This is a genomic window from Salinimonas iocasae, assembly GCF_006228385.1.
Taxonomy (GTDB): domain Bacteria; phylum Pseudomonadota; class Gammaproteobacteria; order Enterobacterales; family Alteromonadaceae; genus Alteromonas; species Alteromonas iocasae.
Genome location: NZ_CP039852.1, coordinates 1,165,626 through 1,182,212, shown reverse-complemented (window position 1 = coordinate 1,182,212; position 16,587 = coordinate 1,165,626). Strand labels below are relative to the sequence as shown.

Genomic DNA, 16,587 nt, shown 5'->3' with positions numbered 1-16,587 from the left:
GGGTGCTTTTGCTTCGATACTACAGGCTGTTCTCAGGCGTGTTAATAGCGGGTTTTCCGGTAGTAATATTGTGGGTGTAGCGCTTACGCGTGATGCAAATCTGTGCAATCAGATTTTTCGAGTGCTGCTTTTTCTGTTTTGGCGCGTATACAAGTGCTCTGCTGGCAGATGCAGGAGCGTTGCCATTAGGCACGTACAGGTAATTGAGAAGTTGGACTAGTAGTTTGATACATTCGTTGTTTCTGAGCAAAGGACTGAACTGGCTGTTAAATAAAGCATTAAGCCAGCATATTTGCATTTTTACTTTACACCGCCCAGTCGGTCCACATGGATTAAATGGTGTGGATCTTACGATGCTCGAAGGTTTCTTACGCCTTTTGCGTCGGCATGGTTGTGAATTTATCAGTATTGATGCGCTGTTTTCAAAACGCCAGCACCTGAACCCTTCTAAAAACTATGTGTGTTTCACGGTCGATGACGGTTACCGCGACCAGGCTGAAACATTAATTCCGATTTTGCTGAAATACGACGCCCGTCCGACGCTTTTTGTTATTACTGATTTGATCGATAAGCAGATTCTGCCGTGGGATGCCCAAATCGCAACAACGATCCGCGCGACCGAGCATGAAAGTCTTGATGCAGGTGCACTGGGGGTTCCTGGTGAACGTATATTATCGTTAAAAGATAAGCGCCACGCGCGCCGATATTTATCATTACATGCAAAGCGTCTGGAAAGAAATGCTCGTATGACCTTTGTACGTAAGCTTAAAGACACTTTATGCGGCGATAGCGCCGTTGACACCCGGCATTTCGAACCAACGTGCTGGGAGCGCCTCAGAGAGCTTCAGAAGCAGGGGTTAACTGTCGGTTCACACACGTGTAGTCACAGTCCACTGTCAACATTATCTAAAGAAGATATTCAACAGGAACTCACCGATAGCCTGAGCGTTTTGAATGAGAATATTGAATCTCCTTCTCAGTTGTTCTGCTACCCGGTGGGCATGCAGGAAGATTTTGATGAGCGGGCTACCGAAATTGTTGAGCAGCACGGATTTATTGGTGCCCTGACCTCTGAGCCCGGGTATTTTGTACTGGACTCGGTCAATAAAAATCCGTTTACCGTGCCCCGATTGAGCCTGCCTGCAACAACCAATACTGCCGTTCGTTACGCGTCGTGGATAGAGAAGTTACGCGCAGGGCAATAGAATTAATCAGGCAGCCTGAATATCCTTTATTTCTGTTCGATACAACGGTACTGGCTGAGAAATACCACTAATACTGGCATCTCTTAAATTACCGCTACTAATAAAAGAAAGTCTCGTTAAACTTAAGGTAATTACTTACCCTCATTCACCGTATTCACCCAGACACAAAAAAAGCCAGCGATTGCTGGCTTTTTGTTGTCATGTTGCTTTACCTGAAGGTATAGGTCACACCTACCTGGAAGCGATTTTCTGTGTAGTTACTTCCGAACCCGCCGAGCGAAACACCACCTTCCTGCTCTACGAAAGAATAGCCTGCGTTCAGATTGAGATGCGGTGAAAACCTATGATTGAGACCAAGGTTGAACCGCATATTTTCTCCGGTTCCTCGACCAAGCAGGTCGTCATCCCGTTCAATGTCAGCAAAGCTTAAGGCCGCATTTAAACGTGTGAATGCACCTATACGATAGGTACCGTTGGTACCAAATGATTCCGTTTTGCGTCGCCGTTGCTGGCCAAGAAAGTTATCGTCATTGTATCTGGCAAAAATACCAACCGTGAACACCCTGGACTGATAGCTCATTTCAAAGCCACCGCCCTTTCTCAGGATAATACTATCATCAATAACGTTGTTATCTTCGCCAAGCTGAATGAACTGCTGACCGCCTGTTAATTCATAGGCAAGGGTATCTGGCTGGAAGCAGCCTGGAGAAAATCCTGACCCAGGACAAACTAACACACCGTCAGTATTATTCGCCCCCAGGAATTGAGAGGCGTTCCTTACGTCTTCAGAATAAAAGACTGACGTTCTGATTTTGCGCGTCGCGTGACTGATACGCAAATTCGTAGCATCACCATAAAAACGTTGTCCATAGCGTGCACTGATATTCGTGCGGTTCGTAAATGCCCAATTAACATCAACGCCAGGGAAAACATCACCGTCATTTTCCGGATTAGACGAGTTCGCCTTATTTACAGTCAGTGATATGTAGCGGTCTTCAGCTTTATAGTAGGTTATACCCCCACCATAGCTATCAAACTCGCGAACGTCCTGAATGAAATTGCCCTGGCTGCGAAATTCATAAGATTCTGACCAGCCAGTGACCCTAAACGCCCACCTTCCGTAAATCAACCGGTCAACAAATCCATCAACCTCATGCGTTTCAAAGGTTCCCAGGTTAGCTTCTGAACGATCCGTATCGCTATACATGCCATCCAGCTCCCATTTGAAGCCCTGAATAGCGCTACCATCCGTTATGTTAGCGTTTGCCTCAAATGTTTCGTTATTGAGCCTGCCGGTATTTCGAAACTGATTTTCTTCTGCCTGCACTTTGCTGAACGATACAGAGGTTCTCGCTTCGATTAGCGGATTTCGGGTAAAGTCGCTCGATGCGCGAATCGTATCGGTTTGCGTGCGCGTCAGATCATTAGAATTTGTTAGCTGGTCGGAAATAAGAAAGTTATTCGTATTCGCGTTTAAATATCTGGAACGCCCCAGTACACCTATTGTTAGTAAGCGTTCAATAACATCCAGCTGACCCTCGTACTGATATTCAAGGAAGTCATTGCGCGAGCTAAATGCATCGGTATCACGCTCTAAGTGGGTTGCAGAGATATTCGCTGATGCACTGGCGCGTTTAGCTGTGTAAACCGCATCAACAGATGGCTCAATCCGGAGCGTGGTCACATCTCGATCACCACGGATATCAGAATCTATCTGTTGAAAAATAAGTTCAGAAGACGCTCTGGGTCGTATTTCCAGATCTCCGGCACTGACGACACCCGTCGCCAATGCGGAGCAGGTGAACAATGCTAACTTAGACGCAGTAAACTTACGCGCCATTAGCTCTTTCTTGTTCTTGTCCATAATAATATCCATAGTAACCCGGGTCGTTGGCATCCTTATTGACTACTTTGTTAACGACGAAGCCAATTGCCATATCAGGATTAAGCCGTTCAACACTTAAGCGTATATCAGATAGCTTAGAGTTCCCTTCTTCTGTTACAACCACGGCCTGACCGGCAAAGTTAGCCAAAATAGCACTTTCTGTAATACCAATTAGTGGTGGCGTATCAAAAATAACAATACGGTCAGGATAGCGATTAGCAAACTCATCAACTGTTTCATGCATTTTCTGGCTAGCCAGCAATTCAGTAGATAAATGATGTGTACGGCCCGCTGGAATTATCTTCAGCTTATCAACATTCGTCGGATACAGTACGTCAGCAATATCGTCAACTTCCCCAGTGAGATACTCCATCAGTCCGCTTCTGCGCTCGAGACCAAAGGTATTCAGTACATTTGGCTTTAATACATCAGCATCGACCAGCAGAACCGTCTTATCTTGTTCTGAGGCTATACTCAACGCAAGATTCGTCGCAGTGAATGTCTTTCCTTCAGAAGGGCGCCCACTGGTAACCATAATGATATTGCTATTCTTTATGGTTGAAGATAGCGGTCCAAACGCATTTGCAAGCAGTTTACGCTTAATCTCACGATATTCTTCGTTTATACCCTTGCGAACACCTGACAACGAGACATGGCCGTTTCGCTCCAGCCTTTCAATATCGATGTTAAAGGGTTCAATTTGCGAAACTGGCCCCTGCGGTCTTTTTGTCGCCGATCTTTGACGAGTAGCAGATACTGACGGCTCAGACTGCTGCTCTGCGCTATCAGCGCTCTGTTTTTTCGCCTTCTCTGCCGCCATCGCTTCACGACGGCGCTGAAGGGCTTTTTCTATTGTACTGCTCATGACAACACACCTTGCAGGTTAAGGTTCATTAATTCTGCAGCCATCAACGCTCCATAGATAAATACCAGAGCCAGTGAGCTTGCCGCAAAAACCACATAACGACGCTTATTATCTTTGCCAATAGACTCTATCTCAAGGTGGGTCACTGTTCCCCAAACTGGATAATCAGTTAGCTCACGCAATTGTCTTGCTCGAACCAATACCGGTGATAGCTGATTCAGTAAGAATGCAATACCAATACCCACACCGAAGCCAATTAACAATACCAAAGTGTATAGCATCAGGCGTTGCGGTCCTGAAGGTTCAGAAGGCACCAATGGCGGCTCAATAATTCTGAACTGGAACTCTTCGGCAGAAACATCAGCACGGCGACTAATATCTGCAGATTCGCGACGTGTCAGAAGTTCTTCATAGCGCTTTTTGGTAATACCATAATCACGATTCAATGATGCTTGCTCAGCTTCAATTTGTGGAATCAGATCAATCTTGGACTCTAATTCAGTAATTTTAGCTTTAAGGTCTTCTTCCTGGACCTGAAGCGAGGCTATCTCACTTTGAAGACGACTGACTTCCAGAGATATCTGGCTGTTATAAGCGCCGACTGGTTGCCCTTCTTCAGCGCCCTGCTCTTGCAAAAACTGGTCGATCTCTTCCTGGCGGGCGTCTTCCAAACTGCTCAACAGCTGTTTCGTTTCGATAACATCAGGATGTTGATCTGTGTAGCGCAGCATCAGGCTATCGAGCTGGTCTTCTAAAGACTTGATACGTTGATCATATCGCGTTTGCAATGCTGAAGAGCTATCGTTGCGAACGCCGAAGCTGTCTGCCATTTTCGACGATGAAATTTGCGCTCGCATAGAATCAATTTGCTGTCGCGCCTGGCGAATTTGAAGCTGCGTATTCTCAAGACTGGCCTTCAACTGACGTAAAGAGTCATAAAATGACCCAGTCATCGGAAGAATTTCGCTGTACTTACGCTTGAACGCTGCTAAACGCTGCTCAGCGTCAGCAAGTCGCGTTTCATAGTCAGCGATTTGTTCGTCCAGAAACCTTCCTGCGGTATCTGTATCGCGGCGATTGTTACCTAGCGAACCTTCAACAAATAGTGATAACGTTTCCTGCACTACTCGCTGTGCGACAGCCGGGCTCTCGTTTTCATAGGCAATATTATAGATATTGTCCTTACCGGTATCGATAAGCTTGATATCATTGCTTAAGTCGTTAATAAGGCTACTGAATTCTTCGTCAGTGGTGGTAGTGATATCTAAATCACTTTCTCTTGCGATAGTCTCCAGATTCGAGCGACTTAAAAGTGTTTGAGCCATCATACGAATCTCCTGTTTGGGATCCGATTTTATGGCAATACCTGTAAGTACAGGCTCAAGGGGTGAACCTGTATCAACATACACCTTGGCTGCTGACTCATACTGATTAGGTAAAGTTGCGACGTAGAAAAAGCCTATGGGGCAAATAATCCACGAGCAAATAATAATAATGCGCTTTTTTATCCATATTCCTTTGAGCAAGTCAAAGAACTGCGCAATAGATGGCTGTAAATCCTGCATGTAAATTTGTTCCGCTACTACTAGAACCAGGCCTCAGGGATAATTACGATATCACCGGGCAAAATATCAACATTCTGTGAAATGTCGCCGTCACGAATTAAATCATCAATGTTGATGTTATACGTTTGCTGTTCACCGTCCTCTACTCGCACCAGTTTAGCGCTGTTGCCATCAGCAAATTCTGTCAGACCACCTACCGCGATCATCAGATCCAACAACGTCATATGTTGTGAATAGCTGATTGCCTGTGGATTGGCTGCTTCGCCGATAACCCGAACCTGTTCGCTAAGCGGACCGGAAAAGTTATTTACGCTGACGGTGACACGGGGGTTGTTAATAAATGTAGAGAGTTTTTCTTCAACTTCGCGGGCAAGCGTTGCTGGGGTTCGCCCGGCGACGTCAATATCTTCGACCAGTGAAGTAGTCACTTTACCATCGGGTCGAACTGTATACTGACCTGAGATCTCTGGATTTCGCCACACGAAAATATTTAACGTATCGCCCGGACCGATTAGGTATTGATAATCATCAACACTGGTAGTCAACGACGCACGCGTTTTCGCTTCAGGTAGTTCGGAAGTACTGGTACAGCCGCATAGTAACGATACTGCTGCTCCTAAAACAACCGGAATGATGCTTTTAGAATTATACATAAGAGATCTTCCTAAACTCGTTATGGTGAAATTTTTTTGTTTATACAATTTACCCTACGGTAAATACCACTATAATGCCAACATCATTTATAGTCTATTACATTGAATAGCTTTACGATGTACTTCGACTTTGCAGTATCAGGGGGCCAGGAGTGGCGTTAAACAGGCATAATCAAAGTAAACGTTCCAACATATTAGTTGCAACGGAAGCATTACTTATTGCGTATATGGGGTACATTACGCATTTCATTTTGGTTCAGTTAGCACTGACAAATTCTGTAACTATCGAGAAACTCGTAGTAAATGTTGGATTATTAACCGTTTGTATCCTGCTTTGCTCCTTATCAGTCGGGTTATATGAAGCAAAATTGCGCGAAACTTTCCGTGGCATCATCCGGCGTATTTTTGTTAGCGTCGGGTTAAGTTACTTTTTCGTGGAGATAATCAGTCGGGCATTTTTTGATGACCTGATTATGCACCCCTACTATTTACCAGCGGCCGTCGCCTCAATCATCATTACACTGGTAGTCTTCCGTTATTTCACCAACCGGCTGGGTCTGTTAGGTCTGGGTAAGGTTCGCATTGTGGTTTTAGGTGCAGGTGAGCGTGCTTCTATTATTGAAAAGCGGATGCGTCGGGACGTAGACCGTATTGCCTTCGACCTTGTTGGCTTTATTCCTATACCGGGTGATAACCGTGAGGAAGGCATTCGTAAAGAGGAAATCATTCACGTTAAAGTCGATGAGAATTTTCAGCAATTTATTGCCGACAACGATATTGAAGAGATTGTTATCGCCTGTGACCAACGTCGTGGCACCCTGCCCATTGAAGTACTTTTTGAGTGTCGTCTGCGTGGCATTGAGGTTACTGACCTGCTGGACTTTATGGAACGTGAAACCGGGCAGATTGTAGTTAACCTGATGTATCCTAGCTGGGTTATTTATTCTAACGGCTTCCACAGTCAGAATTATTTACGCGATGCACTGGATTATACGATAAACGCTTTTCTTGCAGGCTTTATCTTTCTGTTCACCTGGCCATTTATGTTACTTACAGCCATTATCATTTGGCTGGACGATGGTCGTCGAACAGGTACATCGGTGTTTTATAAACAAGAGCGGGTAGGATTAAACGGTAAGCTGTTTAAAATTATCAAGTTCCGCAGTATGCGTCCTGATGCAGAGAAAGATGGTGCTAAATGGGCCAGCAAAAATGATGACCGCGTAACCCGTATCGGTCACTTCATCAGAAAATACCGGATTGACGAGCTGCCTCAGTTGTTCAACGTGTTCAAGGGTGAGATGTCTTTCATTGGGCCACGACCAGAACGTCCTGAGTTTGTCGAAAAGCTGGTACGTGAAGTTCCCTATTACAACCAACGCCATAATGTAAAGCCGGGTCTTGCTGGCTGGGCACAGCTTAACTACCCCTATGGTGCCAGTGTTGAAGATTCTATGGAGAAGCTGAAGTTCGATCTCTATTATGTGAAACACCAAAGTATGTTGTTGGATATTTTGATCCTTATACGTACTGTAGAAATCGTTCTGTTTGGTAAAGGGCGCTAGTTCTACACCACCTCAGCTTTGTCACTGATATAAACCGGGCTTTTGCAACCTGTAAGGTGAAGCAAAGCTCGGTTTTTTATTGTCTCGTCTCAGGTCTCTGGCCAGCCATCTTTGTAACAGGCCTCCCGCCCCCTACTCTGCTATGTTGCTTTAATCATACAAGCTATCGCTACTCCTGCGACTAATATTGTTTATACGATACCAGTCTCATTCTACATTCGAACATTGTTGTTTCGTCTTAGCCTGCCCTTGTCCCGATGATGCAAGGTGACTGGGCTAACCTAAATGTGAAAGTTTCTTCGTAACCTGGTCGATGTGGATTCAGGGCCTCAGCGGTCGAAAGCGGCTGTGGTTATCATAAAGCCTATGGGCAAACCCTATCTCTTTCGAACCAGACTTATCAGGAGCGGTTATCACACCTGACAGAACAAGCAGAAGCTCTCAGCTTGAGAAGTCGTGCACTGATAATCACTCTGAGGAATAATATGATACCCACCTCTTTCCCGCCCTGCCTAACTTCTATGTCGGTATTTGGTAACGAAGTTACACACCAAGTGCGTAATACAACCATTGAATGCAGTTCTGATGTGTAACATTTACAAGCCTATGCAGCATTTGCAGTACAACAATTGCACTTAACCCTTGATTGGTAGTTTCGAGGCTTTATGAGCAGCTAACGGAATAGCTAAATATTCAATAACTTACAGATAAAACAATTTAATCGCAGTAAGAATAGAATATTGGCCTGCAGGTTGCATTATACTATTCGGAATATGGGATTATGTGAACATGCTGGCTAGTTAGGGAAGATTAGCCAGATGTTTCTTCAGACAAAAAAATAGCGAGCTAATTGCCCGCTATGAATGTTTGGAATATGGAATTTTATAATTATTAAAGCCTCTCTCCAGAGGCTTTTTTTATTACTCGATGCTATTATTGCATGAATTGTCTACGAATTACTAGTGCTAAGCCAAATAAAACTAGCACTAAAGTTGTAGGCGCCGGTACATCAACGATTGCAGCAGGGTCACGTGCCCATACAGATACATTCGATAAGCCCTGTGAAACTATCTTACCGTTTCCACTCTCTTTAACCAAAGTATCGCTCAGGTCCCATGTACCTTTAAACGCATAATTCGGGTCACCTTCGTACACAGGGTCTAAACCAAGATCTTTCAAGTCAAACTCGTAGATAACGAATTGTTTAGCAGCCTTGAACACGATACCAACTTTGTCAAAGAACTCACCACCCAGCAGTTCCATCAGCGCATCAGGATTTGTAGCAGGCGGCGTCCATTGGAATGTACCGCTTGATGCATCGTCGCAAATGCCACCTTCCTGATCAGGGCAGCTGATGGTTAACAGCGAATCAAGGAAGGTATAAGACGTCTCGCCATTATCCATAGTGGCGCCATTAAAACTAAAACCACTATCAGCTTCGGCTTTGCCTACATAGATCCAGCCCGGGTCGATTTCACCTTTGCCCTGTAGGTTCTGTAATGCGTCATCTTCTACGAAAACACCAGGGGTATCCCACCAGCCGTTGTAACTATCTACATTGAACCAACCATCATCCTTATAACCCAGATTATAATCTGGTTGGGTGAACGCGCTGTTATTACCTTCAAATGCGCCAATACAGTCTGTTGCGTTTAACGAGGTATCAAGTTGAGTGGCAGGACTACCATCCAAAACTTTTATTTCAGTGATCTGCACATCACTCACACCACACATTGCAGCCTGCGACGTCCATGCTGCCCCGAATAACATTGATCCTAAAACCGCCTTGCTCAGTAATCTCATCAGTGACCTCTCACTACCATAGTTACTACCACTTCTTCCTGGTTAATCGCTGAGCAATTTACAGGCCAATTTTTAACCTCTTGTTTTACAATCAGTTTCTCGAAAAAATAATACAGTGTGTAAAGTTTTCAGACATTAGTCATCTTCTTTCAAGCGAACATAGGTCTTGTACTTTTTCTTCAAAAGCTTATCGATATATTGCGTCAGCTTTATCTTATGACTGATGGCGTCATCTAACGCATCAACCAGCTCACTAAGCATCGCCTTATAGTATTCAGCGTCTTGAATTTCATTACCATTGGGCGTCATGAGCTTTTTCTTTGGCTTGTGCGGAACACCAGTACCTACCGATGCCTCGTACTCTTCTTCATCAATTGCTTCCTGTTCCTCTACAGAGGGCGTTTCAGGCAGAAACATTTCCTCGCTAACCTCGTTGATCACAGAATCAACTGCGTCACCATCTAATGTTTCAAGCTCTTCTAAGAATCCGAACAACAGAATCCGGTCCATCAACGTGTTGATTTTACGAGGGACACCACGGGTAAACTTATAAATGCGGCCATAAGCATCGTCACTGAACAATGCGCTACCGTTCCACCCTGCGTGGTGCAGGCGAAACTCAATATATTCTTTGGTTTCTTCCAGAGTAAGCGGTGCCAGGTGGCATGATGCAACGATTCGCTGACGGAATTGTTCCATGTTAGGCGCTCGCAAAATCGGCTGTAGTTCTTCCTGCCCTAATAAGAAGCTTTGAAGCAACGGTTTGCCAAACTCCTGAAAGTTGGACAGCATACGCAACTCTTCGATGGTCTCTAACGGCAGGTTTTGTGCCTCGTCGACCAATAACAGCGCACGGCGACCGGTTTTACTCAAATCGTATAAAAAGACTTCCAGAATTTTCAGAATATCCGCTTTGGTTTTTCCGGCGACATCCAACTCAAATTTAGAAGCCACCATTTTAACCAGCTCGTCCGGAGTTAGTTTGGGCGTTACGATATGCGCAACCACAATATCGTCTTCAATCTCGGCGACCAGAGAGTTAGCAATCGTCGTTTTACCCGTACCGATATCACCGGTGATAACGATAAAGCCCTCGGCCTGTGAAAGGCCATACTGTAGGTACGACATTGCACGTTTGTGCCAGCGACTGGCAAAGAAAAAATCTGGATCCGGTGTTAGCTGGAAAGGTTTTGAATCCAGCCCGTAATAACTTTCATACATGGAATTACCGCTATACTTCTGCCTGAGTGCCCGAACGAATCTTAGCCTAATACCAGCCAGACGACTATACGTGACACGTAACTATTTATTTGATGTCTGTGGGCTATTTACCCTCGTTACCAACAATTTGCCTGATAATGGCAGTCGTTGAGACACCTTCTTCAAAGTGCAATACTTTCACACTGCCGCCGTTTTCGATTACCTCATGGCCACCGGCAATGTCTTCTACTTTATAATCACCACCTTTAACCAGCGTATCGGGCAACAATCGGCCGATGACCCGCTGCGGCGTGTCTTCACTGAAAGGAACAACCCAGTCTACGGATGCCAGCCCTGCCAATACTGCCATTCTGCGCTGAACATTATTGACCGGTCGCCCCTCCCCTTTTAATCGTGTTACAGACGCATCGTCATTGACAGCCACTATCAATCTGTCGCCCAGCTGCGCTGCAGCCTGCAAATAAGATACATGGCCTGCGTGCAGAATATCGAAACAGCCGTTGGTCATCACTACATGCTCGCCACGCTTTTTGGCCTGGTCTATGGCAATGGCCAACTGATCTTCGCTCATTACGCCAGTATCGTTATTTTTATGCTGCTCCTGCAATGCTACCGCTAGTTCCGTTGCAGTAACCGTTGACGTTCCTAACTTGCCAACAACAATGCTTGCCGCGACATTCGCCAGCATACATGCATCCTGAATAGAAGCGCCTGCTGCATAAGCGACTGCCAGCGTCGATATCACGGTATCTCCGGCGCCGGTAACATCAAACACTTCTTTTGCTTTCGCCGGCAAATGAAATGCGTCTGATTCGCCGTGAAACAGCGTCATTCCCTCTTCAGAGCGGGTGACCAATAAACTTTCGAGCGCTAAATCACGCTTCATTGCCACAGCAAGCTCGACCAGGTGCTGTTCGTTCTGCGCATTCCCCGCGACAGCACTGAACTCTGCCATATTTGGCGTGATAAGTGATGCGCCTCTATACTTCGCAAAATCCGTACCTTTTGGATCAACAATCACGACTTTTTGTGCGTCTCTGGCGGCACTGATAAGTGGTTGCGGCGAAGACAACGCTCCTTTAGCGTAATCTGAAAGAATAACAATGTCTGCGCTGGGTAACAGTTCCATGTACCGTTCGACCATTGCCGATTTATCGCTGTCAGCAAATGATTTCTCAAAATCCAGTCGCAATAACTGCTGGTTACGACTCATGACCCGCAACTTGGTAATCGTGTCGCGGTCGGCAACCGACGTGAAGTGACAATCGACATCAAACGCAGACAATCTGTTTTTCAGTATTTCGGCATTTTCGTCTTGTCCGCATAACCCCAGCAGGCTCACGTTTGCCCCCAGCATAGCCGCATTGATTGCCACATTAGCCGCGCCGCCTGGCCTGTCTTCACTGGTATTAACATTGACTACCGGTACCGGCGCCTCTGGGCTGATACGACCGGTGCTTCCTCCCCAATAGCGATCGAGCATCAGGTCGCCGACAATCAGTACGTTAGCATTTTTGAAATCTGGTAGAATCATATTCAGTCGTTCAGCAATAAGATATGAAAATTGGCAGCAAGTATATCAGTCTTAACGGAAAATGAGGACAGCACTGACCGGTGGTATGTTTATGTTATTGAGAACCGGCTGGGACAGTTCTACACCGGAATCACCACCGACCCGAACCGTCGACTTCGGCAGCACAGCGGTGAGCTTAAAGGTGGTGCCCGCGCACTGAAAGGAAAGGGCCCGTTGCAGTTTCGCTTAATCCTGAACGTCAGCGACCGGTCTGTTGCTTTGAAGACCGAGTACGCGATAAAACAACTGAGTAAGCGCGAAAAGCTGGCACTGATTGAGGAAGACCTGCGCGCATTGACAGCGCAACAGGTCGAGATTGTTACCGCCAGGTTTTGCTAAGATAAGAATTCAAGTATGCCATTAACAATGAGTGCGATGCCCAGTGTCAGGCAAAACTCCAGGCACGCTACGCCGATATTGTGCTGTTTGTCCACTTCCTGCCGGTAGTCCAGCCCCCACAGAATAAGCTTCTTACTGGCATTGACCAGAATATAGAGCGCCAGTGATAAGACAACACTGACTATCAGCCAGCCGGTTACATTACTGACATAGCCATCAGGATGGTAGTTAAGCAAGTGTCGCGCTGAAGCCACTATCAGCGCTGTACCAAGCAGGTTACCGGCATGTTCGACAGCCAGTGCCAGTTGTCCTTTTTGCAATGCGCCCTGAAATGAATCGTTTTGATTGTCTCTGGCATAGCGCACCTCGTAGATACGTGTCATGAACAACAGGATTGTCAGCACTACTGTAAATCCGGTGGTAATCGCAATCATGGCGTTCATATCACTGCCATCCACCCACAACACCATACTTCTTAAAATAATAGCACTGGCGATAAGGCTCGCCGCGTCGACCATGGCAATACTCACACTTCGATCACCAATCAGCGCCCGTGTATCTACCCGGTTGAGCACCAGTTTGTCGTGAGCAAAGCGACCGAAGTTAACCAGTACAATACCGATTAATCCAAAACTGACCATGCCAGTCGCAGCCGACTCAAACCCCTGCCCGACATGCCGACCCACCACGGAGCCCAGCACGATACATAAGGACAACATGCCACCGGCAATACTGATACCGAAAGCAAAATTATCTTTAACCGCCAGTTCGTCAGTCACTGAGCCTTTTCTGAATAATCCGGCCAGCCATTTAAGCAGTACCAGTAACAGCAAAGCCAGCGCCAGGTCGATAACAAGGTAGACCCACAAGTCGCGGGGCAGCGGTACTAATTTGACCAGCGTTTCCATCTCAGTTCCCTTACATACGGTGTATTATTATTTGTTGCTGGAGCCTGATAACCGGATGTGACAGACTCTGCGTCATTATTCATGCAATCGGCCTGAAACCCAAACTCAGGCAGTGACAATGAGGCCGTGTATTATGCCTACGCAAGAGCAGATGAACAGGATTATCAGGGAAAAAGCACAGACTTTCTGGCAACGTCATGATGACGCCTCTCATTTGCAGGAAGCCATACCTTCTGACGACGATGAAAATTTCAGCCTGCCGGGCCTGAGCCGGTTTCTGGGGCGCATTTTTGAACACCAGAACATTCAGCAGTTAGAAGATGCCACCTTATCTGATGAGGGTTATCGCGAGGCGTTAAATGCTGAACTTGAACAGGTTAAGTCTGAGGACCAGTTGATGCGGGTGTTGCGAGAATTTCGCAATACTCAGATGGCAGCTATCGCGCAGTGCGACTTGCTCAACAATCAGGACATTGAATCTTCCGTCACACGGGTTTCAGCTTTGGCGGATAGTTTGATTCTGGCTGCCAACGACTGGCTGTATAATCATCTCAGTGAGCGTTATGGTAAACCCGCGGGCCCGCACGGTCCACAACCCATGATTATTCTGGGTATGGGTAAATTAGGCGGCAGAGAGCTTAATTTCTCATCCGATATCGACCTGATATTTTGCTACCCGTATAAAGGTGAGACCGAGGGCGGCCGTAAACAGGTCGAAAACCAGCAGTTTTTTAACCGACTGGCGCAGAAGCTCATCAGTGCGCTGAATACGGTAACGGCGCAGGGTCAGGTATTCCGGGTTGACATGCGGCTTCGCCCTTTCGGAGACAGCGGCCCGCTGGTGACACATTTTGCGGCGCTGGAAGATTACTATCAGGAACAGGGAAGAAACTGGGAACGCTTTGCGATGATAAAAGCGCGGTCTATTACGCCCGACTCGCCTTATGTAGATGAATTACTCAATATATTGCGCCCGTTTACTTTCAGACGCTATCTGGATTTCACAACGATTGATGCACTTCGGCATATGAAAGGGCTGATAAACCGTGAAATAAGACGGCGCGGGCTGAAAGATAATATTAAACTGGGCGCTGGCGGTATTCGCGAAATTGAATTTTTTGCCCAAAGCTTTCAGCTTATTCACGGGGGGCGTGAACCCGCCTTGCAGCGGCGCAGTCTGAAGCGCACTCTGCATACCCTGTCCGAACTGGATATTGTAGAGCCGGATACCATTCACCAGCTATACGGCCACTATTGCTTCTTACGTAAAGTCGAACATACGTTACAGCAGTTTGATGACCAGCAAACCCAAACCTTACCCGATGATGAGTGGCCTAAAGCCGTGGTGTGCAAAGTCATGGGTTTTATCGACTACGACACCTTTTACGATGAGCTGACACAAAGAATGCAGGAGGTGCATGAGCAGTTCAATGCGTTGGTCGAAGAGCACCACGAGACTCACTCTCATGAAGATTCGCTGTTTCACGTGTGTAACGATGTCTGGCAGGTAGATATGGACAGGCGGGAACTTTGCGCATTGCTCACGCCATATATGGATGAGGACAACGCCGACGCAGTTTATGAGCAGCTGATGGAGTTTCGCGCCAATCTGCGGCAATTTCGCATCGGTGAACGGGGTTTGCGTACTCTGGATGAGCTCATGCCGGAGTTATTACATACGCTTATCGAGACCTCGCCAAATCGAATTTACCGTGTAATGCCCCGCGTGTTGAATGTCATTCGTGCAATTACTGGCAGAACCACTTATCTGACTTTGTTGCTGGAAAACCTGGATGTCCTGAATCAGTTGGTCAAACTCTGTGAGCGCAGCGAATGGATAGCCAAGCAGATCCAACGCTTTCCGCTGCTGTTGGATGAGCTACTAACGCCGCTTTATCTGGAGCAGCAAAACACCGGTCTGGAGGAAAGTCGCAGTGAGTATGAAGATGAATTGCGACAACAGTTGCTCAGAGTCGATCCGGATGATGTTGAACTTTCAATGGACGCGTGTCGCCAGTTCAAACTTTGCCAGCAACTTCGTATCGCCGCTTCAGATATCAGCGGCTCGCTGCCGGTGGTCAGAGTCAGCGATAAACTTACCGTACTGGCAGAAGTTTTAATGGAAGCGGTTATTTATCAGGCCTGGGAGCAGGTTGCTAGCCGTTATGGCACGCCCGAGCATTTAGAAGAAAATCACCGGGGGTTCGCGGTCATTGGCTATGGCAAGCTGGGTGGCTATGAACTGGGTTATGGCTCTGATCTGGATTTGGTATTTATCCATAATGCACCAACGGATGCGTCAACCAACGGAAAGAAGTCAGTAGGTGCGCAGCAATTTTATATAAAACTTGCTCAGCGCATTATGCACTTGCTCAATACAAACACAATATTCGGTCAGCTTTATGAAACCGATCTGCGGCTTCGCCCTTCCGGCTCAGCAGGTCTTTTGTGTTGCCACATTGACGGTTTTGAAAGTTATCAACAGCAACAAGCCTGGACATGGGAACACCAGGCATTGGTCAGGGCGCGAGGCGTAGCCGGCGATAGTAGTTTACTGGCATCGTTTGATAAGGTGCGGCATGCCATCTTAACTAAGACCCGGGACACCGACTCTCTTCGTGACGATGTGGTTTCCATGCGCCAAAAAATGCGTGACCACCTGAATGCCGGTACGCCTTCTGAAATTGATTTAAAACAATGCGAAGGTGGAATTGCAGATATAGAGTTTTTAACTCAGTTCTGGGTGTTAGCCTGCTCGCATGAAAATGAATCGCTGACCCGATATACCGACAATACGCGGATTCTGAATAAGGCTATGACGCTGGGTATCATCGACAATAAAACCTGCGACAACCTGGTCGATGCCTATCAGACACTGCGTGATCAGTATCACCAGCTAACACTGGCCGATGATAAATTTGCACAACGTTCTGATCAGTTAGATGCACTACTGAACAACGTCAAACGCATCTGGCAGCAGGTTCTGGGCGCAGAGTAAGCACAGT

At 46.6% G+C, this 16,587-nt stretch carries 12 protein-coding genes; 4 read left to right on the top strand and 8 right to left on the bottom strand.

The genetic code is table 11. The features are described 5' to 3' along the window. Nucleotides 1–353 precede the first annotated feature (353 nt). Nucleotides 354–1,205, top strand: coding sequence for a polysaccharide deacetylase family protein (locus FBQ74_RS05100; protein ID WP_139755650.1), 852 nt, complete (start codon nt 354–356; stop codon nt 1,203–1,205). Nucleotides 1,206–1,413: 208 nt separating this feature from the next. Here the strand turns inward: FBQ74_RS05100 and FBQ74_RS05095 are convergent, their stop codons facing one another. Genes FBQ74_RS05095 through FBQ74_RS05080 form a run of 4 tightly spaced genes read right to left on the bottom strand, consistent with a single transcriptional unit; the run spans nt 1,414 to nt 6,173 of the window. Then, nucleotides 1,414–3,069 carry a porin family protein gene (locus FBQ74_RS05095; protein ID WP_139755649.1) on the bottom strand — a complete coding sequence of 552 codons (1,656 nt, stop codon included), beginning with the start codon at nt 3,067–3,069 and terminating at the stop codon, nt 1,414–1,416. After that, nucleotides 3,035–3,955, bottom strand: coding sequence for an XrtA-associated tyrosine autokinase (locus FBQ74_RS05090; protein ID WP_139755648.1), 921 nt, complete (start codon nt 3,953–3,955; stop codon nt 3,035–3,037). The genes FBQ74_RS05095 and FBQ74_RS05090 overlap by 35 nt, the downstream gene beginning before the upstream one ends. Further along, nucleotides 3,952–5,520, bottom strand: coding sequence for an XrtA system polysaccharide chain length determinant (locus tag FBQ74_RS05085; protein ID WP_139755647.1), 1,569 nt, complete (start codon nt 5,518–5,520; stop codon nt 3,952–3,954). The genes FBQ74_RS05090 and FBQ74_RS05085 overlap by 4 nt, the downstream gene beginning before the upstream one ends. 20 nt (nt 5,521–5,540) lie before the next feature. Beyond that, on the bottom strand, nt 5,541–6,173 hold the full coding sequence (locus FBQ74_RS05080; RefSeq protein ID WP_139755646.1) for an XrtA/PEP-CTERM system exopolysaccharide export protein: 633 nt from the start codon (nt 6,171–6,173) through the stop codon (nt 5,541–5,543). A gap of 152 nt (nt 6,174–6,325) precedes the next feature. Between FBQ74_RS05080 and FBQ74_RS05075 the strand changes: the two genes are divergently transcribed. Further along, a complete protein-coding gene (locus FBQ74_RS05075) occupies nt 6,326–7,738 on the top strand; it encodes a TIGR03013 family XrtA/PEP-CTERM system glycosyltransferase (protein ID WP_139755645.1) in 1,413 nt (470 codons plus the stop codon). A 933-nt stretch (nt 7,739–8,671) separates the two neighbouring features. Here FBQ74_RS05075 and FBQ74_RS05070 read toward each other — a convergent pair. The 3 genes from FBQ74_RS05070 to hldE form a co-directional block, all read right to left on the bottom strand. Next, complete coding sequence (locus tag FBQ74_RS05070) at nt 8,672–9,508, bottom strand: hypothetical protein (protein ID WP_139755644.1); 837 nt, start codon at nt 9,506–9,508, stop codon at nt 8,672–8,674. Between the two features lie 168 nt (nt 9,509–9,676). Then, nucleotides 9,677–10,762 carry an XrtA/PEP-CTERM system-associated ATPase gene (locus FBQ74_RS05065; RefSeq protein WP_139755643.1) on the bottom strand — a complete coding sequence of 362 codons (1,086 nt, stop codon included), beginning with the start codon at nt 10,760–10,762 and terminating at the stop codon, nt 9,677–9,679. Between the two features lie 103 nt (nt 10,763–10,865). Then, the gene (hldE, locus tag FBQ74_RS05060; protein ID WP_168190712.1) at nt 10,866–12,302 is read right to left on the bottom strand and encodes a bifunctional D-glycero-beta-D-manno-heptose-7-phosphate kinase/D-glycero-beta-D-manno-heptose 1-phosphate adenylyltransferase HldE; all 1,437 of its coding nucleotides are present in this window, start codon (nt 12,300–12,302) and stop codon (nt 10,866–10,868) included. Between the two features lie 24 nt (nt 12,303–12,326). Between hldE and FBQ74_RS05055 the strand changes: the two genes are divergently transcribed. Next, nucleotides 12,327–12,674 carry a GIY-YIG nuclease family protein gene (locus FBQ74_RS05055; RefSeq protein WP_139755641.1) on the top strand — a complete coding sequence of 116 codons (348 nt, stop codon included), beginning with the start codon at nt 12,327–12,329 and terminating at the stop codon, nt 12,672–12,674. Here the strand turns inward: FBQ74_RS05055 and FBQ74_RS05050 are convergent. Beyond that, a complete protein-coding gene (locus FBQ74_RS05050) occupies nt 12,671–13,582 on the bottom strand; it encodes a DUF350 domain-containing protein (protein WP_139755640.1) in 912 nt (303 codons plus the stop codon). The two genes, FBQ74_RS05055 and FBQ74_RS05050, sit on opposite strands and share 4 nt — an antisense overlap. 133 nt (nt 13,583–13,715) lie before the next feature. Here FBQ74_RS05050 and glnE point away from each other — a divergent pair, with 133 nt between their 5' ends. Beyond that, nucleotides 13,716–16,580 (top strand): bifunctional [glutamate--ammonia ligase]-adenylyl-L-tyrosine phosphorylase/[glutamate--ammonia-ligase] adenylyltransferase, encoded by a 2,865-nt coding sequence (glnE, locus tag FBQ74_RS05045; protein ID WP_139755639.1) that lies wholly within the window; start codon nt 13,716–13,718, stop codon nt 16,578–16,580. The last annotated feature ends 7 nt before the right edge of the window (nt 16,581–16,587 follow it).